General features: G+C 69.2%; 23 protein-coding genes and 1 pseudogene. 9 read left to right on the top strand and 15 right to left on the bottom strand.

Annotation, left to right across the window (positions count from 1 at the left end; genetic code table 11):
- Positions 1-28 precede the first annotated feature (28 nt).
- Positions 29-895 (bottom strand): hypothetical protein, encoded by an 867-nt coding sequence (locus tag U8D42_RS07230; protein WP_208859478.1) that lies wholly within the window; start codon positions 893-895, stop codon positions 29-31.
- A gap of 108 nt (positions 896-1,003) precedes the next feature.
- Here U8D42_RS07230 and U8D42_RS07225 point away from each other — a divergent pair, with 108 nt between their 5' ends.
- Positions 1,004-2,299, top strand: coding sequence for a glycosyltransferase 87 family protein (locus U8D42_RS07225; protein ID WP_322861612.1), 1,296 nt, complete (start codon positions 1,004-1,006; stop codon positions 2,297-2,299).
- A 13-nt stretch (positions 2,300-2,312) separates the two neighbouring features.
- On the opposite strand, the gene U8D42_RS07220 is transcribed toward U8D42_RS07225, so the two are convergent.
- From U8D42_RS07220 to U8D42_RS07200, 5 genes are all read right to left on the bottom strand, one after another.
- Complete coding sequence (locus U8D42_RS07220; protein ID WP_322861613.1) at positions 2,313-3,050, bottom strand: lysophospholipid acyltransferase family protein; 738 nt, start codon at positions 3,048-3,050, stop codon at positions 2,313-2,315.
- An 84-nt stretch (positions 3,051-3,134) separates the two neighbouring features.
- A complete protein-coding gene (locus U8D42_RS07215; RefSeq protein ID WP_322861614.1) occupies positions 3,135-3,515 on the bottom strand; it encodes a hypothetical protein in 381 nt (126 codons plus the stop codon).
- On the bottom strand, positions 3,512-4,780 hold the full coding sequence (locus tag U8D42_RS07210) for an ArsA family ATPase (protein WP_090423317.1): 1,269 nt from the start codon (positions 4,778-4,780) through the stop codon (positions 3,512-3,514). The genes U8D42_RS07215 and U8D42_RS07210 overlap by 4 nt, the downstream gene beginning before the upstream one ends.
- Entirely contained in the window at positions 4,777-5,211 is a 435-nt protein-coding gene (locus U8D42_RS07205; RefSeq protein ID WP_085243161.1) for an SRPBCC family protein, read from the bottom strand. Before U8D42_RS07205 ends, U8D42_RS07210 begins: the two co-directional genes overlap by 4 nt.
- A gap of 112 nt (positions 5,212-5,323) precedes the next feature.
- Positions 5,324-5,713 (bottom strand): polyketide cyclase / dehydrase and lipid transport, encoded by a 390-nt coding sequence (locus U8D42_RS07200; protein ID WP_085243197.1) that lies wholly within the window; start codon positions 5,711-5,713, stop codon positions 5,324-5,326.
- Positions 5,714-5,877: 164 nt separating this feature from the next.
- Between U8D42_RS07200 and U8D42_RS07195 the strand changes: the two genes are divergently transcribed.
- A complete protein-coding gene (locus U8D42_RS07195; protein ID WP_322861615.1) occupies positions 5,878-7,680 on the top strand; it encodes an AMP-dependent synthetase/ligase in 1,803 nt (600 codons plus the stop codon).
- Between the two features lie 9 nt (positions 7,681-7,689).
- Here U8D42_RS07195 and pimB read toward each other — a convergent pair whose 3' ends face one another.
- The 4 genes from pimB to U8D42_RS07175 all read right to left on the bottom strand — a co-directional run bounded on the left by pimB (position 7,690) and on the right by U8D42_RS07175 (position 11,361).
- Entirely contained in the window at positions 7,690-8,838 is a 1,149-nt protein-coding gene (gene pimB / locus U8D42_RS07190; protein WP_322861616.1) for a GDP-mannose-dependent alpha-(1-6)-phosphatidylinositol monomannoside mannosyltransferase, read from the bottom strand.
- A 48-nt stretch (positions 8,839-8,886) separates the two neighbouring features.
- Positions 8,887-9,726: a hypothetical protein gene (locus U8D42_RS07185; RefSeq protein ID WP_322861621.1), complete on the bottom strand. Its 840-nt coding sequence runs from the start codon at positions 9,724-9,726 to the stop codon at positions 8,887-8,889.
- 46 nt (positions 9,727-9,772) lie between these two features.
- Positions 9,773-10,924, bottom strand: coding sequence for a peptidoglycan hydrolase RipC (gene ripC, locus U8D42_RS07180; RefSeq protein WP_322861617.1), 1,152 nt, complete (start codon positions 10,922-10,924; stop codon positions 9,773-9,775).
- 182 nt (positions 10,925-11,106) lie between these two features.
- On the bottom strand, positions 11,107-11,361 hold the full coding sequence (locus U8D42_RS07175) for a hypothetical protein (protein ID WP_090422331.1): 255 nt from the start codon (positions 11,359-11,361) through the stop codon (positions 11,107-11,109).
- 379 nt (positions 11,362-11,740) lie between these two features.
- Here U8D42_RS07175 and U8D42_RS07170 point away from each other — a divergent pair, with 379 nt between their 5' ends.
- Positions 11,741-12,811: an IS110 family transposase gene (locus U8D42_RS07170; RefSeq protein ID WP_192579510.1), complete on the top strand. Its 1,071-nt coding sequence runs from the start codon at positions 11,741-11,743 to the stop codon at positions 12,809-12,811.
- 14 nt (positions 12,812-12,825) lie between these two features.
- A pseudogene (locus tag U8D42_RS07165) lies at positions 12,826-14,667 on the top strand (DEDD exonuclease domain-containing protein); the annotation flags it as partial.
- On the opposite strand, the gene trpD reads toward U8D42_RS07165, so the two are convergent.
- Positions 14,605-15,699, bottom strand: a complete 1,095-nt coding sequence (gene trpD / locus U8D42_RS07160; protein WP_322861129.1) for an anthranilate phosphoribosyltransferase — start codon at positions 15,697-15,699, stop codon at positions 14,605-14,607. The pseudogene U8D42_RS07165 and the gene trpD sit on opposite strands and share 63 nt — an antisense overlap.
- A gap of 138 nt (positions 15,700-15,837) precedes the next feature.
- Between trpD and ctaE the strand changes: the two genes are divergently transcribed.
- The 4 genes from ctaE to qcrB are packed head-to-tail and all read left to right on the top strand — an operon-like array spanning position 15,838 to position 20,238.
- On the top strand, positions 15,838-16,449 hold the full coding sequence (ctaE, locus tag U8D42_RS07155) for an aa3-type cytochrome oxidase subunit III (protein ID WP_085243153.1): 612 nt from the start codon (positions 15,838-15,840) through the stop codon (positions 16,447-16,449).
- Between the two features lie 29 nt (positions 16,450-16,478).
- Entirely contained in the window at positions 16,479-17,345 is an 867-nt protein-coding gene (gene qcrC, locus U8D42_RS07150) for a cytochrome bc1 complex diheme cytochrome c subunit (protein WP_085243152.1), read from the top strand.
- Positions 17,342-18,541 carry a cytochrome bc1 complex Rieske iron-sulfur subunit gene (gene qcrA / locus U8D42_RS07145; protein ID WP_322861130.1) on the top strand — a complete coding sequence of 400 codons (1,200 nt, stop codon included), beginning with the start codon at positions 17,342-17,344 and terminating at the stop codon, positions 18,539-18,541. Before qcrC ends, qcrA begins: the two co-directional genes overlap by 4 nt.
- On the top strand, positions 18,538-20,238 hold the full coding sequence (gene qcrB, locus U8D42_RS07140) for a cytochrome bc1 complex cytochrome b subunit (RefSeq protein ID WP_085243150.1): 1,701 nt from the start codon (positions 18,538-18,540) through the stop codon (positions 20,236-20,238). The genes qcrA and qcrB overlap by 4 nt, the downstream gene beginning before the upstream one ends.
- Here the strand turns inward: qcrB and U8D42_RS07135 are convergent.
- Positions 20,235-20,696, bottom strand: coding sequence for a DUF5994 family protein (locus U8D42_RS07135; protein ID WP_085243149.1), 462 nt, complete (start codon positions 20,694-20,696; stop codon positions 20,235-20,237). The two genes, qcrB and U8D42_RS07135, sit on opposite strands and share 4 nt — an antisense overlap.
- A gap of 325 nt (positions 20,697-21,021) precedes the next feature.
- On the opposite strand from U8D42_RS07135, the gene U8D42_RS07130 reads away from it, so the two are divergent.
- Positions 21,022-21,255, top strand: coding sequence for a hypothetical protein (locus U8D42_RS07130; RefSeq protein WP_085243148.1), 234 nt, complete (start codon positions 21,022-21,024; stop codon positions 21,253-21,255).
- Between the two features lie 7 nt (positions 21,256-21,262).
- On the opposite strand, the gene U8D42_RS07125 is transcribed toward U8D42_RS07130, so the two are convergent.
- The 3 genes from U8D42_RS07125 to U8D42_RS07115 all read right to left on the bottom strand — a co-directional run bounded on the left by U8D42_RS07125 (position 21,263) and on the right by U8D42_RS07115 (position 23,452).
- A complete protein-coding gene (locus U8D42_RS07125) occupies positions 21,263-21,907 on the bottom strand; it encodes a DUF2561 family protein (RefSeq protein ID WP_322861131.1) in 645 nt (214 codons plus the stop codon).
- Positions 21,907-22,851, bottom strand: a complete 945-nt coding sequence (locus U8D42_RS07120; protein WP_322861132.1) for an MmpS family transport accessory protein — start codon at positions 22,849-22,851, stop codon at positions 21,907-21,909. The genes U8D42_RS07125 and U8D42_RS07120 overlap by 1 nt, the downstream gene beginning before the upstream one ends.
- Before the next feature lie 181 nt (positions 22,852-23,032).
- Positions 23,033-23,452: a cytochrome c oxidase subunit 4 gene (locus U8D42_RS07115; RefSeq protein WP_085242325.1), complete on the bottom strand. Its 420-nt coding sequence runs from the start codon at positions 23,450-23,452 to the stop codon at positions 23,033-23,035.
- Positions 23,453-23,456: the final 4 nt, after the last annotated feature.

The raw sequence follows: 23,456 nt of genomic DNA, 5'->3' as shown, positions 1-23,456 counted from the left end.
GCCCATCAGCACGCCAACGCGCATCGGGCTACCGGGCGATCAGGATGGGCTCCGTCGGCGGCGGCGCGGCGTGCACGTCGTGGTCGAGTTGGGCGTCGACCGCGCGTTCGTCGGGCAGGCCGGGGGTGCCGGCGATCGCGCACTGGACCCACAGCTTGGCCCGCACGACCGGGCGGCGCAGCCTGCGTTCCCGCTGCAGCGCGCGACGCATCTTCTCCGGCTGCCTGGTGTATCGCCAGCGGGCCCACGGCGCGTGGGGCCGGGACAACCGGACGGCGCCGATCACCAGCAGGACGACGATGAACATCCCGAGCAGACCGGTCCACACCTTGCCCTTGAGCACCACCACCACGGCCAGCGGCAGCGTCAGCACCAGCGCGCCGGCAACCGCGGCCCGCAGCGGCCAGGAGTCGGCGCCTTCCCAGATCGGAAGGAAGAACATCAGCGGGTGCAGTCCCATGATCAACAGGCCGGCTACTCCCGCCGCGGCGAACACCGCGTCCACCGATGTGCGCCCGTCCTCTTCCCAGTAGACGTCGGACAGGTGCAGGATCAGCGCGTACTCGTCGAGCACCAGGGCGGCGCCGATCCCGAAAAAGATTGCCGACAAAGTGAATTCGGGTTCGTGCCCGTCGATGGACAGGGTGACCAGGGTCAACCCGGAGAGCAGCACCAGGACCACACCGAAGGTCACGTGGTGGATGTGCACGCCACCGATGTGCACGTTGCGCGGGTGCCACCACCTGGTCGCGCGCCCGGTGGCGGCCCGGTGCCGGATGAAGCGCACGAACGTGCGGGTGACGAAAAAGGTCATGATGAACGCCAACAGGCAGCACAGCAGTGGCAACCGGCCGCCGTCGAGGATGTCGTGTGCGAACCAACGGGTCACCCGCAGCACGAACCAGTGGAGCACTCTTGAAACGTACGCCTGTGCGCGTCGACGCCGCGTGAGCCGCGCTGGGCCGCGTGCCACGCGCGCAGACCGATTACGCTGTTATGTGACATGAGTAGATGGCGGGCGCCCGGCGTGGGCTTCGCAGGCAGACCGGGCCCCGGGCAAATCCTGTTGTGGTGCGGTCTTTGGCTGCTGGCGGCGGCGGGCCTGGGCTATGTGGTCTGGCAACTGTTCGGGCACACGCCGTATCGCATCGACATCGACGTGTATCAGATGGGCGCGCAGGCCTGGATGCACGGGCATTCGCTGTACCGCGGCGATGTGTTGTTCCACACACCGATCGGGCTCAATCTGCCGTTCACCTATCCCCCGCTGGCGGCAATCATGTTCTGCCCGTTCGCCTGGCTGCAGATGCCGGCCGCCAGCGTCGCGATCACGGCGTTGACGTTGGTGCTGCTGGTCGTCTCGACGGTGATCGTGCTGACCCGCCTCGACGTCTGGGCCGCCTCTACCGCGCTGCCGGGACCGGCGTGGCTGCGCCGCTGGTGGCTGGCCGTCGTCATCAGCCTCGCGGCGACGACCTGGCTGGAACCGGTCACCTCGAACTTCGCCTTCGGCCAGATCAACGTCGTGCTGATGACGCTGGTGATCGCCGACTGCGTGCCGCGCCGTACCCCGTGGCCGCGGGGCCTGCTGCTGGGTGTGGGGATAGCGCTCAAACTCACGCCGGCGGTGTTCCTGCTGTACTTCCTGCTCCGCCGCGACAACCGGGCGGCGCTGACGGCGCTGGCGTCGTTCGTGGGTGCGACGGCGGTGGGTTTCGTTCTCGCGTGGAGCGATTCGTGGGAGTACTGGACGCACACCCTGGCGCACACCGATCGGATCGGCGAGGCGGCCCTGAACACCGATCAGAACATCGCCGGGGCGCTGGCCCGGCTCGGGCTCGCTGAGCAGCCGCGCTCCCTGCTGTGGATGGCGGCCTCGCTGCTCGTGCTCGCGCTGACGGTATGGACGATGCGCAGGGTGCTGCGGGCCGACGAGCCCGTGCTGGCCGTCGTGTGCGTCGCGCTGTTCGGGTTGGTGGTCTCGCCGGTCTCGTGGTCACACCACTGGGTGTGGGGGCTGCCGACCGTCGTGGTGCTGGCCGTGCTGGCCTGGCGGCGGCGCAACGCGGCGCTGGCCGTGGTCGGCGCCGCGGGGGTGGCGCTGATGAGATGGTCGCCGATCGACCTGCTGCCCAAGCATCACGAGACGACGGCGGTCTGGTGGCGCCAGCTCGCCGGGATGTCCTACGTGTGGTGGGCGCTGGCGGTTCTCGTCGCGGCGGGGCTGACGGTCACCGCCCGCAACCCCTCTCGGGATTCGGCGCCGCAGCACTTGACGCCGGCGACTGCGATCGGCTAGTCGACGCCGCGGATCACCCGGCGGCGGTTTCGGGAATCCGCGCGGCCTCGCTCGTCGATCCCTGACCGTTCGAGCCGTTGCGGTTCTCCTTGAGGCTGGCGGCGTAGATGTCCACGTACTCCTGCCCGGAAAGCTCCATCAGCTCGTAGATCACCTCGTCGGTGACGGCCCGCTCGATGAAGCGGTTGCCGGCCAGCCCCTCGAAGCGGGAGAAGTCCATCGGCTTGCCGAAGCGGACGGTGACCCGCCCGAAGCGCAACATGTTGGTCCCGGGCGGGTTGACCACGTTCGTGCCGACCATCGCCACCGGGATCACCGGCACCCCGGTGTGCAGCGCCAGCCGCGCCAGCCCGGTCTTGCCCTTGTACAGCCGGCCGTCCGGAGAGCGGGTGCCTTCGGGGTACATCCCCAACAACTTGCCCGCCGACAGCAGCCGTTCGGCGGTGGTCAGCGCCGCCTGCGCGCTGTCGGCATCGGTCCGGTCGATCGGCACCTGGCCGACGGCGGTGAAAAACCAGCGCTGGAACCAGCCCTTCAAGCCGGTTCCGGTGAAGTATTCCGACTTCGCCAGGAAGGTGATCCGGCGACGCACCACCAACGGCAGATAGAAGCTGTCCATCACCGCCAGGTGATTACTGGCCAGGATCGCCGGGCCGGAACTCGGAATGTGTTCCTGGCCTTCAACTTTTGGCCGAGCGAGGAAGTACAGCAACGGGCCGAGGAGTACGTACTTGAATAGCCAGTACCACATGGCCCTCCCTCTCGCCCGCCCGCCGGTGTTCTGCGCCAACTGTACCCACCGCATCCGCACGGGACCACCTTCGGCGCGGGACGGTCATTCCTCGACGGTGACCGGGATGGGCTGATAGCGGGTCCTGGTCGCGGCGTCCGGCGCCTCCGGCGCGGAAGCGCCGTCGCCCGGGGGACCATCGGGTGGGGGTTTCGCCGCACCGTCGATGTCGTCGAGCATGGCGCGCACCACCTCGAGCAACGCGATGCTGTGGTCGGCGATCACGGTGATCAGCGGGTGCTGATCACCGGTCGCCAACGCGGCCAGCGCACACACCGGGCACCACACCTGCTGACATTTGCCGGTCCCGACGCCCCGGCCCGCCGTCAGCGCGGCGGCCGCCCGCATCGCCGGGTCGATCCCGTCCAGGATCGCCTGGGCGAGCCGGCGCAACTCCGGACCGACTTCGGGATGAGCCCCACTCACTTAGGCCACACCTCCGGATCTGGTCGAAAACGTACGGTCAGCTCGGTACCCCGCAGGTGCGCGTCGAGCACCGTGCACCGCCGGAGTACGGACGCCAACCGGACCCTGCGCCGCAATCCGCCCACGCTGATGATGAGGTCGTCGTCGACGCGCCCCAGCGTCAGCCCCGACGGATCGAGTTGCGGCAACGCTAGCCGCATCCGGTAAATGGAGCCAAGTCCCGTGCCGGATTCCAGGTCCACCGTCGGCCGCAGCGGTCCGGGCGGGGCCGTCCCGCCCCGGCGGCGCGCGCTGTCCAGCAACGCGCCCAGCGCCTTGGGGCCGATCGGCTCCCCGGACAGGTGCGGAGTCATCACCAGGGCCACCTCACCGATGGTGGCGTCGAGTTCGTCGAGAACGCCACGCTGTTCGGAGATGCGTTCGGCGTACCAGTAGAACGCGGGGTGTTCCGGCAGGTTGCGGTATTCGTAGGACTCGTCTTCGGCCAGCACCTGGTTGACGATCAGTTCCTCGACGCGCACACCCATCAACGCCAGCGAGCCCAGCGTGCGGGCCGCTTCGGCCGCGACCACCCGCTCCGGCGTCAACACCAAATGCGCGCTGACCAATTCGCCGTCGGTCAGCAGGGCGCCCAGGCCCTCGACGCTGGCGCTGATGCGCTCGAGCAGTTCCACCACCGCCGCCGACCGCGCGTCGTCGGCGCTGACCGACAGCCGGCGATGACGCGGCCAGGCGCGCTCGACGTAGAGGGCGAAGGTGGCGGGCAGGGTCAGCATCCGCAGCGCGTCCGCGGTCGAGGCGCAGTCGACGACGACGCTGTCCCAGCGCCCGGACACGGCCAGCTCGCCGACGGCGTGCAGCCCGAGCACCTCCTGAACGCCGGGCAGTGCCGAAAGTTCTTCGGGCGCAATGGTACTCAGCTCGGAATCGGGGAACCGCCGATCCAACGTGTCCACCACGTGGCGCCAGCGGGCCTCGAGCAGGGCCAATGTGTCCAGCGCCAGCGCGTCGAGAAAGCCACCGCCGGCCTGCTCGTCATCGGCGAGGACCCGAACCAGATCACCCTGGCTCGGCGGGATGGGCAGGCCGAGCACGTCCCCGAGTGAGTGCGCCTGGTCGGTGGACACCACCAGCACCCGCAGCCCCGCGCTCGCGGCGCTGACCGCCGTGGCACATGCCAGCGTGGACTTGCCTACCCCGCCCTTGCCAACGAAGAGACTGATCCGGGCCGGGGTGGGAGCCCGCGACTGGCCGGACTCACTCAGCCCTCGACTCGTTTCTTCAGATCCTTCAGCGCGGTGTCGGTCAACCGGCGCTCGGCCTTGCGCTTGAGCAAGCCGATCATCGGGACGGCGAGATCGACCGTGAGCTCGTAGGTGACCTCTGTGCCAGATCCCTTGGGCGCCAAGCGGTATGTGCCTTCCAGGGAACGCAGCAGCGAACTGGAGACCAGCGTCCAACTGACCGATCGCCGGTCCTTGGGCCACTGGTAGGACATGACCAGCGTGTCCTTGAGGACGGCGGCGTCCAGCACCACCCGCGCGACTTTCGGGTAGCCGTCGGCGTCCGTCTCCTGCACCTCGGCCTCGCGGTATTCCGAGATCCACTCAGGATAGGAATCGATGTCCGCGATGACGCCCATCACCGTGCTCGGGTCGGCGTCGATGTAGATGGTCTGCGACGTCTTCTCCGCCACCTGGTGCTGCCCTCTCTGCCGCCGGCGGTCGACGCCGGGGGGAAACTACCGTGCGGGTCCAACCCCCGGGCCTTCGGTCCGAAACGGTACTCTCCCCGCAAACCTGACCCGGCTAAACTACCGGAGAAACTCCGACCGGACGTGTCCGTTCCAGTGTCGTCTTGACCTCGAAGGCCATTTTCTTGCCCGCCACCCGACGGCGGTGTGTCATTTTCGCCAGATTGAGCTTGGCCAGCTGCCAGGCCGCCACGCCCGTCGGTTCGGCGTGCAGGAAATAGTGCAGCACCACCCCGTCCAGCGATGGCTCCAGCCAGATTTCCATGGTGCCGGTCAGCGCCCCGGTGACCGACCACCGGATGCCCTTGTCGGCGCGATCCTCGATGACCCGCAACCGCAGGTCCGGCCACCAGCGACGCCAGCGGGACGGGTCGGCGACCGCGGCACCGACCCGCGCGCCGTCGGCGGCCACGAACGTCTCGTCCGCGATCTGGATGCTGTTCACCACCTCAGCTTCACATATCTATCGGGTCGGCCACGCCGAGGGCGGCGGGATTTCCGGCCCCGAGCGGCAGAGTGCCACCGTTCCTGCACGAATGCGCGGATTAGGCTGGACCACAACAAGCCGTCCCCCGGGACCGTCACCAAGCCAAAACGAGGTCAGCAAGAGTGCGTGAGTACAGTGTCCCCGCCCGCTTTTCCATCGGCGAGCACGACAACATCGCGGCCATGGTCTTCGAACACGAGCGCGAGGACCCCAGCTTCGTCATCTTCCGGCGTCAGGTCGACGGCGTGTGGACCGACGTCACCTGCGCGGAGGTCGCCGAACAGGTGCGCTCCGCGGCGCTCGGCCTGATCGCGCTCGGGGTGCAGGCCGGCGACCGGGTGTCGATCTTCTCGGCCACCCGCTACGAGTGGGCGATCATCGACCTGGCGATCCTGTCCGTCGGCGCGGTCACCGTACCGATCTACGAGACCTCGTCGGCCGAGCAGGTGCGCTGGGTGCTGCAGGACTCCGAGGCGGTGTTGGCCTTCGCCGAAACCGACGCCCACGCCGCGATGGTCACCGAACTCACCACCGAGCTGCCCGCCCTGCGCCGGGTGCTGCACATCGACGGCTCGGGCCCCAAGGCGCTCGATCAGCTCGCCGAGGCTGGGGCGTCGGTCGAACCCGCCGAACTCACCGCCCGCCAGGAGGCGCTGCGCTCCGCCGACCCGGCGACGCTCATCTACACCTCGGGAACCACCGGACGCCCCAAGGGCTGCCAGCTCACCCATTCCAACCTGCTGTACGAGACCCGGGGCGCCAAGGAATGCCTGCCCACGCTGCTCGACGAGGGGCAGCGGCTGCTGGTCTTCCTGCCGCTGGCCCATGTGCTGGCGCGTTCGCTGACGCTGTCGGCGTTCGCCAACAAGGTGACCGTCGGGTTCACCAGCGACATCAAGAACCTGCTGCCGATGTTCGCCGTGTTCAAGCCGACGGTGGTGGTGTCGGTGCCGCGGGTGTTCGAAAAGGTCTACAACACCGCCGAGCAGAACGCGGTCAACGACGGCAAGGGGCGGATCTTCGCGGCCGCCGTGCAAACCGCGGTCGACTGGAGCCAGGCCCAGGACCGCGGGCGGGCGGGGCTGGTGCTGCGCGCCAAGCACGCGCTGTTCGACCGGCTGGTGTACCACAAGCTGCGCGCCGCGCTGGGCGGCGAATGCCACGCGTCGGTTTCGGGCGGCGCCCCGCTCGGCGCGCGGCTGGGCCATTTCTACCGGGGCGTCGGCCTGACCATCCACGAGGGCTACGGCCTGACGGAGACCAGCTCGGCCATCACCGTCAACCAGGTCGGCAACGTCAGGATCGGCACGGTCGGAACGTTGTTGCCGGGCAACAGCATGCGCATCGCCGAGGACGGTGAGCTGCTGGTGCGCGGCGGCGTGGTGTTCAGCGGCTACTGGCACAACGAGCAGGCCACCGACGACGCGTTCACCGACGGCTGGTTCAAAACCGGTGATCTTGGTGCGCTCGACGAGGACGGCTTCCTGAAGATCACCGGTCGCAAGAAGGAGATCATCGTGACCGCGGGCGGCAAGAACGTCGCCCCGGCCGTGCTCGAGGACCAGCTGCGGGCGCACGCGCTGATCAGCCAGGCCATGGTGGTGGGCGACGCCAAGCCGTTCATCGGCGCGCTGATCACCATCGACCCGGAGGCGTTCGTAGCCTGGAAGGAACGCAACCACAAGGCGGCCGGCGCTTCGGTGGCCGACCTGGCCACCGACCCGGACCTGGTCGCCGAGGTGGACGCGGCGGTCAAGCACGCCAACCAGGCGGTGTCGCACGCCGAGTCGATCCGCAAGTTCCGCATCTTGCCGGTGGACTTCACCGAGGACACCGGTGAGCTGACGCCGACGATGAAGGTCAAGCGCAACGTGGTCGCCGAGAAGTTCGCCTCCGACATCGACTCGATCTACGAGAAGGAGTAGCGGCCGGCCTCAGCGGCCCGCATCGTCGCCGCGCAGGATATCGGCCAGCCGGGCGGCCAGCGTGTCCCACCGCCACTGGGCCATCACCCACTCGCGACCGGCGGCGCCCATGGCCGCGGCCCGGTCGGGGTCGCCGAGCAACTCGGCGACGGCGCCGCCGACCGCCGTCAGCGAGCGCCCGTCGACCACCAATCCAGTCTTGTTGTGCTGCACGGCTTCCGGCGCGCCGCCGGAGTCGCCGGCGATCACCGGCTTGCCGGTCGCGGACGCCTCGAGGAACACGATGCCCAAGCCCTCGACGTCCATGCCGGCGCCGCGGGTGCGGCACGGCATCGCGAAGACATCGGCCAGCGCATGGTGTGCGGGCAGTTCGGCGGCCGGCACGCCCCCGGTGAACGTCACGTGCTCGGCCACCCCGCAGTCGCGGGCCAGCTTGCGCAGCGATTCCAGGTAGGGACCGCCGCCGACGATGACCAGGGCGGCGCCGTCGACGCGTTGCCGGATCGACGGCAGGGCCTTGATCAGCATGTCCTGGCCCTTGCGCGGGACCAGTCGGGACACGCACACGACCGTGGGCCGCGCACCCAGCCCATACCGGTCGCGCAGCTCGGCACCGGCCGCCGGATCGGGTCGGAACCGGTCGGTGTTCACCCCGGGCGGCAGGTATTCCAGCGAGGCGTGGGGGCCGAAGGCGGGCGCGAACCGCCCCCGGGTGTAGCGGCTGACGAACGTCACGACGTCGGTGGTATCGCCGATGCGGCGCAGCACCGACCGGGCGACCGGAAGCATCGACCACCCGACCTCGTGGCCGTGCGTGCTGGCCACGACGCGGCCGGCCCCCGCCTGGCGGGCCCGCTGGGCCAGCAGCGCCAGCGGTGCGGCCGCGCCGAACCAGACGGTGTCGATGTCGTGTTCGGCGATCAGCCGGCGCATCCGGGCGTCCACCGCCGGGCCGGGCAGCATCAGGGTGCCCGGATGCCGGACCACCCGATAACCGGCCGCCTCGTCGAACGCGTCTGCGCCCTTCCATTGCGGCGCGTACACCGTGACCGAATGCAACCGGGCGTCGACCAGCCGGCCGACGAAGTCGCTCAAGTAGGACTGGATGCCGCCCGGCCGGGGCGGAAAGTCGTTGGTTACCAGCAGGACCCGACTCACTGCGTCAGGCTAGCCTGGCGGTGCACCGGGCCCGCCGCAGGGCGCCCGTCACCCCGAGTGGGCCAGCCACTGGTGCCAGCGCACGAGCAGACCGGGCGAATCGGTGGCCAGGACGTCGTGGACGGCGGAGGCCACGTCGGAGTGCCCCGGACCGCAGGCGGCCAGATACAGGTCGCGCAGCTTGGCCGTCCCGTAGGTGTCCGCGACGAAGCGCGCGAACCACCACGCGCGGTCGTAGGCCAGCGAGCGCTGCGGCCCCGGGGCGTCCAGGTCGGCGTCCGAGGGCAGCGTCAGTGGCACCGGCAACGCGTCGGCGGGCACCGGGTTGCGGGGCCGGGCAACGAAATCGGCCACGCCTTCGGTCAGCCACCGGGGCGCGTCGGGGGCGGTGTCCACGCGCGCGGCATAGTGAAAAAGCTCGTGCGTCAACACGATTCGCAGCGCCCCCGCGGTCATGTTGGCCGCGCCGGGCGCGAAGACGATCCGCTGGCCGACGGCCGTCCGGCGCGCGGGATCGACACGGTCGACGACCGTCACGGCCGCGATGTCAGCCCACTGCGCCGCCGGTCCCCCGCCGGCGGCGGCGCGGAACTCCTCGTCCGTGGCGGCCGCGACCACCGAGACCTCGCGCGACCAGTCGATGCCCCAGAACGCCTCGACCGCGTTGATCGCGACTTCGGCGCCGGACGCCACCCGCGACAGCAGCCGGTCACCGGCCTGGCCACCGAGGCCGAGCAGCCGAACTGTGCGGTCGCCGACGACCAGCGACTTCGCCGCGACGCTGACCTGGCTGCGGACGGGAACGACCAGCTGCGCGGGTCGGGTGGTGCGGTCGAGGGCCGCGTCGAACGGCACGGCCGCCGCCACGATGATCTCGACGACAAACACCCAGGCCAGCAGCAGCCCGAGCCGCCGGCGCCGCGGGCCGGGGCCCCTAGTAGCGGCGGGCGTCGTAGATCGGGCCACCTGCGCCCATCGGCACCACCCGCACCGGCTGGCCGTAGGTGGAGGAATGGATCATCATCCCGTCACCGACGTAGATGCCGGTGTGGGACGCGTCCGAATAAAAGGTCAGCACGTCGCCGGGCTGCAGGTCCGACAGGGACACCGGCTGACCGCCGTGCGCCAGCGCCTGGCTGGAGTGCGGCAGCGCGATGCCGGCCTGTTGGAAGGCCCACATCACCAACCCGGAGCAGTCGAACCCGCCGGGAGCGGCGCCACCCCAGACATAGGGCGAACCGACCTGGGTCAGCGCGGCCTGCACCACGGTCGCGCGGTCACCACCGCCGACCCCGCCGCCGAAGGGGCCGGGCATTCCGCCGGGAGGCGGCGCCTCACCGGGTGCCTGCCCGGCGGGCGGCGGCGCGCCCGGCGGAGCGGCCTCCGGCGCGGGGGCGCCCGGTGCCGGGAGACCGGCGGGTACGGGGCCGGGATCGGCGAGCGCGGTGCGCTGCTCGGGGGTCAGGGAAACGTATTGCGACTTGACGACCGCGATCTGCACCTGCAGCTGACTTTGCTTGGACTGCAGGCTCGCCCGCACCGCGGCCGCCTGCTCGGCCGCGCTCTTCGCGTCTGCGGCGGACTTGGCGGCCTCCCGCTCGGCCTTGGCGGCCTGCTCGCTGGCGACCCGGAAGTTCTTCATCTGGTCGGCCATCTGCGTCGCCATCTGCCGCTGCATGGCCAGCTTGTCGATCAGGCCTTGCGGCGATCCGGCGGTCAACATGGCCGTCATGCCGTCGACGCGACCGCCCATGTAGGTCGCGGCGGCGAGCTTGTTGACCGCGCCCTGGTAGGAGGCCAAGCGGGCCTTGGCGGCGTCGACGGACGCCTGGGCGTCGTCGTGCTTCTTGTCCGCCGCGCGCTGGGCCACCAATTTTTCGTTCAGGTCGAGCTGCGCGCTGTGCATCGCCTCGGTGGTCTGCTCAGCCTGGCGGGACAACTGGTTGAGCTTGGCCAGCGCGTCGTCGGCCGGGTCGGCCGACGCGTGCGCGGCGAGGACACCCGATAACACTGTGAAGCCCGCTAGCGTCCCGATGGCAGTTCGTGTGAGGACACGCGCAAACGGGTATCTAGAGTCAAGCCTCAAGATTTTGCTTCCTTAAACGGCCATAGACGACCATGCGCCGTCGAGCTGGTTCAGGTCTCAAACAGGTTACGAAACGATATCGACGTTTGTCCAAAGCGAGCGGTTAAGAAATTGGCAAGATTTCTGTCATTATCGTGTGAGCGACGCCGACCCCCTCGTAAGCCTTTGGCACGCAAAGCATCCTAGGCCACGCCCGAATCGCGCTCGCGGCGGATGGGCACCAACCGCAATCGCGGCGCCAGGCCGACATCGGCGAGCACCGCCAACGCCGCGCATTCGTCCGCCAACAAAGTCTCCGGTACCCCGAGTAACACGCTGACTACGCAATCGCGGCAACCCGGCCCGCGGACCGCGCAGTCGTCGCAGTCGATCACCACCGGCGCCCCCGTTTCGGGCACCGTCGTGCCGTTGCTGTCGGGCCTACTGGTTCGTGCCATCGGGATCGGTCCTCTCGGTCAGGTGTGGGCGACGTCAGGTCGACCGTCCGAACCGTAACCGCGGCCACCGACAACCCCCCGGCACCGGTTTTGCCCCGGAAAGACCGCAAACGGGCGGGGGCGGTCCGGCGTGGGAGCCGCCCGGGTGTCGGTGGCCACGCTTACCGTCGCGTCAGTGTCAGGGTGAGGTGCCGCTTGTTGCGGTGGTTGGATCCTGATCACCTGATGTTTGGCTCGTACCGTCGGTGCCGCCTTCGGGTTGGCGTGCATACGTTTTGTCGGCATCAGGTGTGAAGGACCGGCCGGCGTGACTTGATAGGAGCGTGGCATCCGCCCCCACTGAGGTTTGTCCGCCGACCGGCCCAACCGTCACCTCACAGTGAAGGAGGCAACCACCATGGTTGTTGTTGGAGCCGATGTACACAAGCGCACCCACACGTTTGTCGCGGTCGACGAGGTCGGGCGCAAGATCGGCGAGAAGGTCGTCAAAGCCGTGACCGCGGGCCATGGCGAGGCGGTGATGTGGGCTCGGGAGCGCTTCGGCGCCGATGTGGTGTGGGCGATCGAGGATTGCCGGCATCTGTCGGCCCGGTTGGAGCGTGACCTGATGGGCTTTGGTCAGTCGGTGGTGCGGGTGCCGCCGAAGCTGATGGCCCAAACTCGGGCTAGCGCGCGTACGCGGGGCAAGTCTGACCCGATCGATGCGCTTGCCGTTGCGCGGGGATTCTTGCGTGAACCCGATCTGCCGGTCGCCTCGCATGACGAGGTGTCACGTGAGTTGAAGTTATTAGTGGATCGCCGGGAAGTCCTTGTGGCGCAACGCACGGCGACGATTAACCGGTTGTTGTGGCGGGTGCACGAACTTGATCCCGAACGCGCCCCGAAGTCGCGTTCGTTGGATCTGGCCAAGCACCGCCGCATCCTGGGTGACTGGCTAGACACCGTGCCCGGGTTGGTAGCCGAGTTGGCTCGTGACGAGCTGGCTGATATCAGCCGGCTCACCGAAACGATCAACGCCTTGGCCAAGCGGATCGGACAGCGAGTTCGCCACGTCGCCCCGGTGCTGCTTTCTCTTCCGGGCTGCGGGGAGCTGACCGCGGCCAAACTAGTCGGCGAGACCGCCGGCGTGACCCGGTTTAAAAGCGCGGCTGCCTTCGCACGTCATGCCGGAGTGGCGCCTGTCCCGGTGTGGTCGGGAAACACTGCCGGCCGGGTCCGGATGACCCGATCGGGCAACCGCCAACTCAACGCCGCCCTGCACCGGATCGCCGTCACCCAGATCCGCCTCGACGGCCTCGGACAGGCCTACTACCGCAAGCGGCTCACCGAGCGTGATTCCACCGCTGAAGCTTTACGTTGCCTCAAACACCGCATTAGCCGCGTCGTCTTTCATCACCTGCGAACCGACGAACAAAACCGTCAACAGCCTTGCCACCCGGCAGCGGCTTGACATAGGAGAAACGCATGGGTGCCGGTGGTGCGACTCAGCTCAGCTTCGCCGACTTGGGGTCGTCCTTCGAAGCTCCCGACGTCTCGCTGCGCGACACCACCTTCGTCGTGGTGGACCTCGAGACCACCGGCGGGCGCACGAAAAGCACCGGCGGCAACGGCCCCGACGCCATCACCGAGATCGGCGCCGTCAAGGTCCGCGGCGGCGCCGTGCTCGGCGAGTTCGCCACGCTCGTCGACCCACAGCGCAGCATCCCGCCGCAGATCGTGCGGCTGACCGGGATCACCACCGCGATGGTGTCCGACGCCCCCCGGATCGACGCCGTGCTGCCGATGTTTCTCGAGTTCGCCGGCCTGGACCACGGGGCGGTGCTGGTCGCTCACAACGCCGGGTTCGACGTCGGGTTCCTGCGTGCCGCGGCGGCGCGGTGCGACGTGGTGTGGCCGCGCCCGCGGGTGCTGTGCACGGTGCGACTGGCCCGCCGCGTGCTCAGCCGGGAGGAAGCCCCCAGCGTGCGGCTGGCCTCGCTGGCGCGGCTGTTCGCCGTGGCCACCCAGCCCACCCACCGCGCCCTCGACGACGCCCGCGCCACCGTCGACGTGCTGCACGCCCTCATCGAGCGGGTCGGCAACCAGGGCGTGCACACCTACGCCGACCTGCGCTCCTACCTGCCGGACGTGACCCCGGCCCAGCGACGCAAGCGGGTCCTCGCCGAGGGCCTGCCCCGGCGGCCCGGCGTCTATCTGTTTCGCGGACCGTCGGGCGAGGTGCTCTACGTCGGCACCGCGGTCGACCTGCGCCGCCGGGTCGGTCAGTACTTCACCGGCGCCGACCCGCGCGGCCGGATGAAGGAAATGGTCAATCTGGCCACCGCGGTCGACCACGTCGAGTGCGCCCACGCGCTGGAGGCCGGCGTCCGCGAGCTGCGGCTGCTGGCCGCGCACGCACCGCCCTACAACCGCCGGTCGAAGTTTCCGCACCGGTGGTGGTGGGTTGCGCTCACCGACGAGGCGTTCCCGCGGCTCGCGGTGGTGCGAGCGCCCCGTCACGACCGCGCGGTCGGCCCATTCCGCTCGCGCGCCGACGCCGCCGACACCGCCGCGCTGCTGTCGCGCTTCACCGGGCTGAGGACCTGCACGACGCGGCTGGGACGGTCGGTCCTGCACGGCCCGGCCTGCGCCGAGGCGGAGATCTCGCCCTGCCCCGCGGCGCGCGGCGTCACGGCCACGCAGTACGCCGCGGCCGTGGCGCGCGGCGCGGCGCTGATCGACGGGATGGACAACGCCGCCCTGTCGGACGCCGTGGATCAGGTCCTGGCGCTGGCCGAGCGACGGCATTTCGAGAGCGCCGCGCGCCTGCGTGACCGCACCGCCACCGCCGTGGAGATCCTGTGGCGCGGCCAGCGGTTGCGCGCGCTGGCCGCGCTGCCCGAGCTGATCGCGGCCGCACCCGACGGTCAGGGCGGCTATCACCTCGCCGTCGTCCGGCACGGCCAGCTCGCGGCGGCCGGCACCGCGCCGCGAGGGGTGCCCCCGATGCCGGTCGTCGACGCGATCACGGCTGGCGCACAGGCGATTCTGCCCACCGCGGCCCCGTTGGGCGGCGCGCTGGTGGAGGAATCCGCCCTCATCGCGCGCTGGCTGGCCGCCCCGGGGGTGCGCATCGTCCGCGTCGACGACGCCCCCGACGCCGCGGGTTGGGCTTCGCCGGTGCGCTCCGCCGGCGCGTGGGCGGCCTGGGCGGCATCGGCCCGCTCGGCGCGACTGGCCTATGACCAAGCGGCGCAATACGATTCAGAGCTGTTGGCCGAACCGCACCCATCGCGCGAGCAGCTGTTCGGCCGCACCGGAGTCGATCGCCGCGCCGGCGCGCCGCAGCCCGTCCTCCCACGCCGGCAACCATTCAGCGCGGCTGGATAGACCGGCGTGGGCGACGAGGGCCCCGGCGGCGTTGAGCACCACGGCGTCCCGGACCGGGCCGTCGGCGCCGGCCAGCACCGCACGCACCTCGGCCGCGTTGGCTTGCGCGTCGCCGCCCAGCAGATCGTCGAGATCGGCTCGGGCGAAACCGAATCCGGCCGGATCGAACGTCAGCTTGTCCACCGTTCCCGCCTGCACTCGCCAGATCGTGCTGGTGGTGGTCGTCGTCAACTCGTCGAGCCCGTCGTCACCGTGCACCACCAAGACGCTCGACCGGCGCGCGGCGAACACCCCCGCCATCACCTCCGCCAGGTCGGCGAACGCGCAGCCGATCAGCCCGGCCCGCGGTCTGGCCGGATTGGTAAGCGGCCCAAGCAGATTGAACACCGTCGGGACACCGATCTCGCGGCGCACCGCCGACGCGTGCCGGTAGGAGGGATGAAACAGCGGCGCGAAGCAGAACCCGATGCCCACCTCGGCCAGGCTGCGCGCGACCTGCTCGGGTTCGAGCTCGATGCGCACCCCGAGCGCCTCCAGCGTGTCGGCACCCCCGGACAACGACGACGCCGCGCGGTTACCGTGTTTGACCACCGGCACGCCCGCGGCCGCGACCACGATCGCCGCCATGGTGGACAGGTTGACGGTGTTGACGCCGTCACCACCCGTCCCGACGATGTCGACGGCGTCGTCGCGCATGGCGGGCATCGGGCGCGCGTGGCTGAGCATCACCTCGGCGAGCTCGCTGACCTCGGCCGAGCTGGGGCCCTTCATCTTCATCGCCACCGCGAACGCGGCGACCTGGGCCGGGCTGGCGTCGCCGGCCATGACCTGTTCCATGGCCCAGGCCGCCTGGCCGCGCGACAGCTCCCGGCGGGCCGTCAACCGGGCCAGCACCTGCGGCCACGACGGCGCCGCCCCGGGGACCGCGACGGAACCGGCGGGGGGCGAAGCCTCAGATGACGCAGCCACGCGCCGATGGTCCCACGCGGACCGGACCTCCCCCAACCGGCGGCGAAAGCCGCCCGTTCCGGGCCCGGCCGCGACGCGAAAACATCAAATGCCGCCCCGGGTGGAGTTAAACAACTACAAAGCGTCATACTTGCGGATGTGACCAGCGCTGTAGGGACCTCGGGTACTGCAATCACGTCGCGGGTTCATTCGTTGAATCGACCCAACATGGTCAGTGTCGGCACCATCGTCTGGCTCTCGAGCGAGCTGATGTTCTTTGCCGGCCTGTTCGCGATGTACTTCACCGCGCGTGCGCAGTCGGGCGGAAAATGGCCGCCCCCGCCGACCGAACTGAACCTCTATCAGGCCGTACCGGTGACGCTCGTGCTGATCGCGTCGTCGTTCACCTGCCAGATGGGGGTGTTCGCGGCCGAACGCGGCGATGTCTTCGGGCTACGCCGCTGGTATGTGATCACCTTCCTGATGGGCCTGTTCTTCGTTTGCGGGCAGGGCTACGAGTACTACCACCTGGTGACTCATGGCACCACGATCCACGGCAGCGCCTACGGCAGCGTGTTCTACCTGACGACCGGATTCCACGGGCTGCACGTCACCGGCGGTCTGATCGCCTTCATCTTCTTGCTGGCGCGCACCGGAATGAGCAAGTTCACCCCGGCGCAGGCCACCGCGAGCATCGTCGTCTCCTACTACTGGCATTTCGTCGACATCGTGTGGATCGCGCTGTTCACCGTGATCTATTTCATCCGATGAGCCGACGCTGGACGAACAGGAGTGCTGGGTTGAAGAAACTGGGGTCCATCCGATCCGGTGCGCGGCCCGGACGGTCGCGAAAAGCGGCCAGTGATCGCTCGCGGCGGCGGCTGCGCCGCCGGTTGTCGGGCGGGTTGCTGCTGCTGATCGCGCTGACGATCGCCGGCGGCCTGGCCGCCGTGCTGACTCCGCGCCCGCAGGTGGCGGTCGCCGACGAGTCGTCCTCGGCGCTGCTGCGGACGGGCAAGCAACTGTTCGACACGTCGTGCGTGTCGTGCCACGGCGCCAACCTGCAGGGTGTGGCCGACCGCGGGCCCAGCCTGATCGGCGTCGGCGAGGAGGCCGTCTACTTCCAGGTCTCGACCGGCCGGATGCCGGCGATGACCGGCGAGGCCCAGGCGCCGCGCAAGGAGCCGATCTTCGACGAGGGGCAGATCGACGCGCTGGGCGCGTACGTCCAGGCCAACGGCGGCGGTCCGACCACCGTGCGCAACCCGGACGGCAGCCTGGCCATGAAGTCGCTGCGCGGCGACGACCTGGGCCGCGGCGGGGACCTGTTCCGGCTGAACTGCTCGTCGTGCCACAACTTCACCGGCAAGGGTGGGGCGCTGTCGTCGGGTAAGTACGCGCCGCCCCTCGAACCAGCCAACGAGCAGCAGATCCTGGCGGCGATGCGGACCGGTCCGCAGAACATGCCGAAGTTCTCCGACCGTCAGCTGTCCTTCGAAGCCAAGAAGGACATCATCGGCTACATCAAGGCGGTCACCGAAGAACGCCAGCCCGGCGGCTACGGCCTGGGTGGATTCGGGCCCGCACCCGAGGGCATGGCCGCGTGGATTATCGGGATGGTCGCCGCCATCGGTTTGGCACTGTGGATTGGGGCACGAGCATCATGAGCGAAGACTTTCGCGGCTCTGACACCGACAAGGGCGCCGCGCCGAACGAACCCGACGAGGCGGCCCTGTCCGCCATGTCGCGCGAGGAGCTCGTCGCGCTGGGCGGCAAGCTCGACGGCGTCGAAACGCTCGTCAAGGATCCCCGCTGGCCCGTCGAGGGCACCAAGGCCGAAAAGCGTGCCGAGCGCGGAGTCGCCCTGTGGCTGTTGCTGGGCGGCATCTTCGGGCTGGCGCTGCTGCTGGTGTTCCTGTTCTGGCCGTGGGAGTACAAGCCGAAGGCGGCCGCGGGCAGCCTGTTGTACGACCTGGCCACCCCGCTGTACGGGCTGACCTTCGGGATGTCGATCCTGTCGATCGCCATCGGCACCATCCTGTACCAGAAAAGGTTTATCCCGGAAGAGATTTCGATCCAGGAGCGGCATGACGGCGCCTCCCGGGAGATCGACCGCAAGACGGTCGTGGCCAACCTGACCGACGCCCTGGAAGGCTCGACCGTCCGGCGGCGCAAGGTGGTCGGGATGTCGCTGGGGCTGGGCCTCGGCGCGTTCGGTCTGTCGACGTTGGTGGCGTTTGCCGGCGGCCTGATCAAGAACCCCTGGAAGCCGGTGGTGCCCACCGCGAACGGCAAGAAGGCCGTGCTGTGGACGTCCGGTTGGACACCGCGGTATGCGGGCGAGACCATCTTCCTCGCGCGGGCCACGGGCTCCGCGGGGACGTCACCGTTCATCAAGATGCGCCCCGAAGACCTCGACGCCGGCGGCATGGAGACCGTCTTCCCGTGGCGGGAGTCCGACGGTGACGGCACCACCCCGGAATCCCAGGAAAAGCTGCGGGCGATCAACCAGGGCGTGCGCAACCCCGTGATGCTCATCCGGGTCCGGCCGTCGGACATGCCCCGGGTGGTCAAGCGCCAGGGCCAGGAGAGCTTCAACTACGGCGAGTTGTTCGCCTACACCAAGGTCTGCTCGCACCTGGGTTGCCCCGCGTCGCTGTACGAGGAGCAGTCCTACCGAATCTTGTGCCCGTGTCACCAGTCGCAGTTCGACGCCCTGCACTTCGCCAAGCCGATCTTCGGCCCGGCGGCGCGCGCGCTGGCGCAACTGCCCATCACGATCGACACCAACGGGTATCTGGTCGCCAACGGCGACTTCATCGAGCCCGTCGGACCGGCATTCTGGGAAAGGACGACCTCATGAGCCCGAAGCTGAGTCCCCCCAAACCGCCCAAGATCGGCGATGTCCTGGCGCGTCAGGGTGAAGACATCGACACGCGCTATCACCCGTCGGCGGCGGTGCGCCGGCAGCTCAACAAGGTCTTCCCGACCCACTGGTCCTTCCTGCTGGGCGAGATCGCGATGTACAGCTTCATCGTGCTGCTGCTCACCGGCGTCTACCTGACGCTGTTCTTCGACCCGTCCATGGCCGAGGTCACCTACAACGGGGCCTATCAGCCGCTGCGCGGTGTCGACATGTCCAAGGCCTTCGCGTCGACCCTCGACATCTCGTTCGAGGTGCGCGGTGGGTTGTTCGTCCGTCAGGTTCACCACTGGGCCGCGCTGATCTTCTCCGCGGCGATCATGGTGCACCTGGCGCGCATCTTCTTCACCGGAGCATTCCGGCGGCCCCGCGAGGCGAACTGGGTCATCGGTTCGCTGCTGCTGATATTGGCCATGTTCGAGGGCTATTTCGGCTACTCGCTGCCCGACGACCTGTTGTCCGGCATCGGGCTGCGCGCCGCCCTGTCCTCGATCACGTTGGGGATGCCGGTGATCGGCACCTGGCTGCACTGGGCCCTGTTCGGCGGCGACTTCCCTTGCGGCGGTGTGGGTAACGAGTGCGCGACTGCGGGCTACATCATCCCGCGCATGTACGCGCTGCACATTTTGCTGCTGCCCGGGATCATTCTGGCCCTGATCGGCCTGCACCTGGCGATGGTCTGGTTCCAGAAGCACACCCAGTTCCCCGGCCCGGGCCGCACCGAACACAACGTGGTCGGCGTGCGGGTCATGCCGATCTTCGCGGTCAAGTCCGGCGCGTTCTTCGCCGCGATCGTGGGTGTGCTCGGCCTGATGGGTGGCCTGCTACAGATCAACCCCATCTGGAACCTGGGTCCCTACAAGCCATCTCACGTCTCGGCCGGCTCGCAGCCCGACTTCTACATGATGTGGACCGAAGGCCTTGCCCGCATCTGGCCGCCGTGGGAGTTCTACTTCTGGCACCACACCATTCCCGCGGTGGTCTGGGTCGCCATCCTCATGGGCCTGATCTTCGTCCTGCTGATCATCTACCCCTTCCTGGAGAAGCGGTTCAGCGGCGACTACGCCCACCACAATTTGCTGCAACGGCCCCGTGACGCCCCGGTACGCACCGCCATCGGTGCCATGGCGATCGCGTTCTACATGGTGCTGACGCTGAGCGCGATGAACGACATCATCGCGTTCAAGTTCCAGATCTCGCTGAACGCGACGACGTGGATCGGCCGCATCGGGATGGTCGTCCTCCCGCCGATCGTCTACTTCGTCACCTACCGTTGGTGCATTGCGCTGCAGCGCAGCGACCGGGAGGTGCTGGCACACGGGATCGAGACCGGCATCATCAAGCGGCTGCCGCACGGGGCGTACGTCGAGCTGCATCAGCCGCTCGGCCCCGTCGACGACCACGGCCACCCGATCCCGCTCGAGTACCAGGGTGCGGCGCTGCCCAAGCGGATGAACAAGCTGGGCTCGGCCGGTTCACCCGGTAGTGGCAGCTTCCTGTTCGCCGACCCGGTGTCCGAGGATGCGGCCCTGCGGGAGGCGGCGCACGCTTCCGAGCAACGTGCGCTGACCGCGCTGCGCGAGCACCAGGAAAGCGTCGCCGGTTCGACCAACGGGAAGAACGGCGAGCACCACTAGCCTCGTGCTGGTTCGGTGACGCCCGCGCCGCACTGTTGGTGCGCGGCCCGCACGATGGAGCCGGCGGTCAGGAAGGCCGGCTTCATCTGGTCGCGGGCCTCGACCGGCAGGTCGGCCGCGCAGCGCAACACCATCAGGGCGAGCGCGCTGTAGGTCGCGTACGGGATGACGAGCAGGTTGACCCGTGCGTCGCCCCCGACGACGGTCATCACGTGCTGACGCTTTCGTTCCCATCCCGACCAGTTCAGGTCGGGGGGTCGTTGCAGCGGCGGCCAGTTGACGTTGATGGCGCTGACTTCGCCCAGCAAAGGAGTCAGGACGGCGACCAGCTCGGGCAGTTCGTTGGTGATGCGGTCCGCGCGCGGCCACCACGCGCCGTCGATGGCGCGGCCGAGTTCACGGGCCACCGAGAGCCGGACCGGATTGGCGCGGCGGCGGCTGGCAAACGATGCGGTCATCTGGAGACCTGGCGGTCCCAGCCGGCCAGATTCACGACAACCATGGGCGGATCCCTTCACGTCGGCGTCGTTCGCCCCGGCGAGCGCGGGGCGGACGGAGGAATCGCATTGCCCTTGGGTGGCTCGGTGGCAACCGAACACCGCTGACAACGAAACGGCTCGGGGTGAACGCTACGCCACGGCACCCCACCGGGGGCGGCCAGGGCGCCGACGACGCCGGCTCTACCCACCCGGCGGCCGCGGCGGCGCCTTCGCGGGGCCGACCGCCCCGACCGCGTTCGTGCACTACAGTTGCGGGGGGCCGACACGGTGAGGATGGGCGCAAATGGCGATACAGGACTGGGGCGATGCCCCGGAGATCCATCCGTCGAAGATCCGGGTCGGCGACGTCATCGGCACCTTGCGTCCCACGACGCTGCGTTACACCGTCAAGATGATCAGCGGGCCGCAGACCACTCCCCGGCGCTGGACATTCTTCGGCCGCGATGCCAACGGCACGCAACACACGGGCACCTTCGGCGAGGACGAACTGGTTCGCAGGTACGCCAAGGCGTCGTGACGCGGGCCTACTGCGCGTCGACGGCGCGGCGCAGCTGGCGAACGTGCAGCCACTCGATCACCGGCATCCCGGCGGTGACGACCGCGGCGACGCCGTACGCGATCCAGGACGGGCCGTCGTGGCCCACGGCCATCAGGTAGGTCGCGGTGGCCACCGCGACCAGCGCCAGGCCCATCGCGCCCACCAGCAGCACGGTGCCGCGCAACCAGGCCCGATCGACCGCCTCCCCCGACCAGTCGGAATCGGCCTCCTGAGCCGGGACCTGCGCCCTCGGTTGACGCGCCCATTCCGCCGCGGTGCGCGGCGCCTGGGACATCAGGCGCACCGGGGGCCGGTTGGACGTCGTCCCCCGGGCGGCCGGCTCGGTCTGCGCCATCCGCCGCGCCCGCAACAGCATCGGGATCGCCCCCGCGATGATCAACGCGGACACCACGATCACGGCGTAGAGCACCCACGAGGTGGTATGCGTGCCACCGGCCGCCTTGTGAAAGCCCCGCCCCAGGTCCGTCAGGGCAACGGCCGCGGCCACGCTCACGCCCAGCAACACCAGCCAGACGGCGGCACACGCACCGATCAGTATGCGGTCGACGACGTCGGGCGAGATGGTTTCGTCGCCCAACCCACGGCGGTACGCCGAATACCTGCTGACCATCAGCAGCTCGTCTGGGGCGCGTCGTTGGTGTTCGCCGACAGGACGGTCCCGTCGCTCGTCGTGATCGAGCAGTTGAGCCGGCTGACCCGGAACAGGCTGGACGCCTCGACGGAGCCCACGTCGGACTGTGAGATCGGCGTGACGGTCATCGACCACGGGATGTACACGTTGTGCTGCGTGCGCCGCCGCCCCGAGGCGTCGACGTAGGTCACCGAGATGATGTCACCGGGCGCCTTGGTGCCGGTCACCGAATAGGTCACCTGGCGCGGCCCCGTCGGGGTGGTCGGCGGGGGTGGCGGTGGCGCCGCCGCCGTCGAGGTGGCCGGGGGCGGCGCGGGAGCGGGCGCCGGCGGTGGCGGCGGCGGGGCGGGCGTCACCGTCACGGTCTGGGTCTCCGTTGCTGTCGGGGGCGGCGGTTCGGTCGTGGGCGGTGGTGGCGGCGGGGGCGGCGGCTTGGTGGTCGTGATCTCGTCCTGCATCGGCGGCGTCGACGGGACGGTGGTGGTGTTCGGGGTGGCCAGCTTGGTGGTGTCGGTGCGCGCGAACAACAGCGACACCGAGACGACGAGCGCGATCGCGGCCACGATGGCGGCGATCCCGACCACCCACGGCCAGCGCGGTGCGCCGTGCTCGTCGTCGGCGTCGGTCGACTCGTCGAAGGTGTCGTAGTCGTAGAGCCTGAGGTCGGCCGGCAGGTAGGGCCCGCTGATGAAGTGCTCGGACTCCGGGGCCGAATAGGCCCGCGAATAGACGTCGGTCTGACCCGTCTGGTCGGCCGCCGGTTCGGCGCTGCTGTCGAAAGGCTCGAGTTCGTCGACGGGACCGGGTTCGCCCAGGGGTTCGGGGGCGTCCGCGGGCTCGCCGTCGGAATCGGGTTGGTGGGGGGCCTCGCTCACGGAATCGGGTTCCTCAGGATCCCATTCCGGGGGTTTCGGCCCGCTCATCTTTGCCTGCCCTGTCCGACTGCCTCACCAGCGCGCGGGGCCCGGCGGCCGTATTGTTGCGCGCGCGCTTGAGAAATTGTCATTTGCCTGGGCAAAACATTACCGAACCGAGAGGGGCAAAGAAGTCCTGGCGAAGCGGCCACAGATCACGTGATCGGATTGTGACCTTAACGCGTGCGGATCAGTGTTTCTCGGGTCCGATGTAGTACTCGAAGACCAGTCCCGCAACCGATGCCAGGATGAACATCACGCCCGCGGCGATCAGCCAGGGCAGCCACAGCGCGATGCCGACCGCGGTCACCGAACCCGACAGCGCGATCAGGATCGGCCACCAGCTGTGCGGGCTGAAGAAGCCCAATTCGCCTGCTCCGTCGCTGATCTCGGCGCCCTCGTAGTCCTCGGGCCGGGTATCGATGCGGCGCGCGACGAACCGGAAGAAGGTGGCCACGATCAACGCCAGTCCGCCGGTCAGCGCCAGCGCGGTCGTGCCCGCCCACTCCTCACCGCCGGTGGCGAAAAGCGCGGTCAGCACCCCGTAAAGCACCGAAACCACAATGAAAAACGCGGCGACGAATTCGAAAACCCTGGCTTCGATATGCATTTGG

It is taken from the genome of Mycobacterium europaeum, from assembly GCF_034555895.2.
Lineage (GTDB): Bacteria > Actinomycetota > Actinomycetes > Mycobacteriales > Mycobacteriaceae > Mycobacterium > Mycobacterium europaeum.
Note: the sequence above shows the minus strand (reverse complement) of the source record. Positions and strands in the feature narration are given on the sequence as shown.

Bases quoted from the DNA above. Each gene is read 5' to 3' on its own strand.
- U8D42_RS07225 (WP_322861612.1), top strand. From the start codon at position 1,004: ATGAGTAGATGGCGGGCGCCCGGCGTGGGCTTCGCAGGCAGACCGGGC.
- U8D42_RS07220 (WP_322861613.1), bottom strand. From the start codon at position 3,050: ATGTGGTACTGGCTATTCAAGTACGTACTCCTCGGCCCGTTGCTGTAC.
- U8D42_RS07175 (WP_090422331.1), bottom strand. From the start codon at position 11,361: ATGGCACGAACCAGTAGGCCCGACAGCAACGGCACGACGGTGCCCGAA.
- qcrA (WP_322861130.1), top strand. From the start codon at position 17,342: ATGAGCGAAGACTTTCGCGGCTCTGACACCGACAAGGGCGCCGCGCCG.
- qcrB (WP_085243150.1), top strand. From the start codon at position 18,538: ATGAGCCCGAAGCTGAGTCCCCCCAAACCGCCCAAGATCGGCGATGTC.
- U8D42_RS07135 (WP_085243149.1), bottom strand. From the start codon at position 20,696: ATGACCGCATCGTTTGCCAGCCGCCGCCGCGCCAATCCGGTCCGGCTC.
- U8D42_RS07130 (WP_085243148.1), top strand. From the start codon at position 21,022: ATGGCGATACAGGACTGGGGCGATGCCCCGGAGATCCATCCGTCGAAG.
- U8D42_RS07125 (WP_322861131.1), bottom strand. From the start codon at position 21,907: ATGGTCAGCAGGTATTCGGCGTACCGCCGTGGGTTGGGCGACGAAACC.
- U8D42_RS07120 (WP_322861132.1), bottom strand. From the start codon at position 22,851: ATGAGCGGGCCGAAACCCCCGGAATGGGATCCTGAGGAACCCGATTCC.
- U8D42_RS07115 (WP_085242325.1), bottom strand. From the start codon at position 23,452: ATGCATATCGAAGCCAGGGTTTTCGAATTCGTCGCCGCGTTTTTCATT.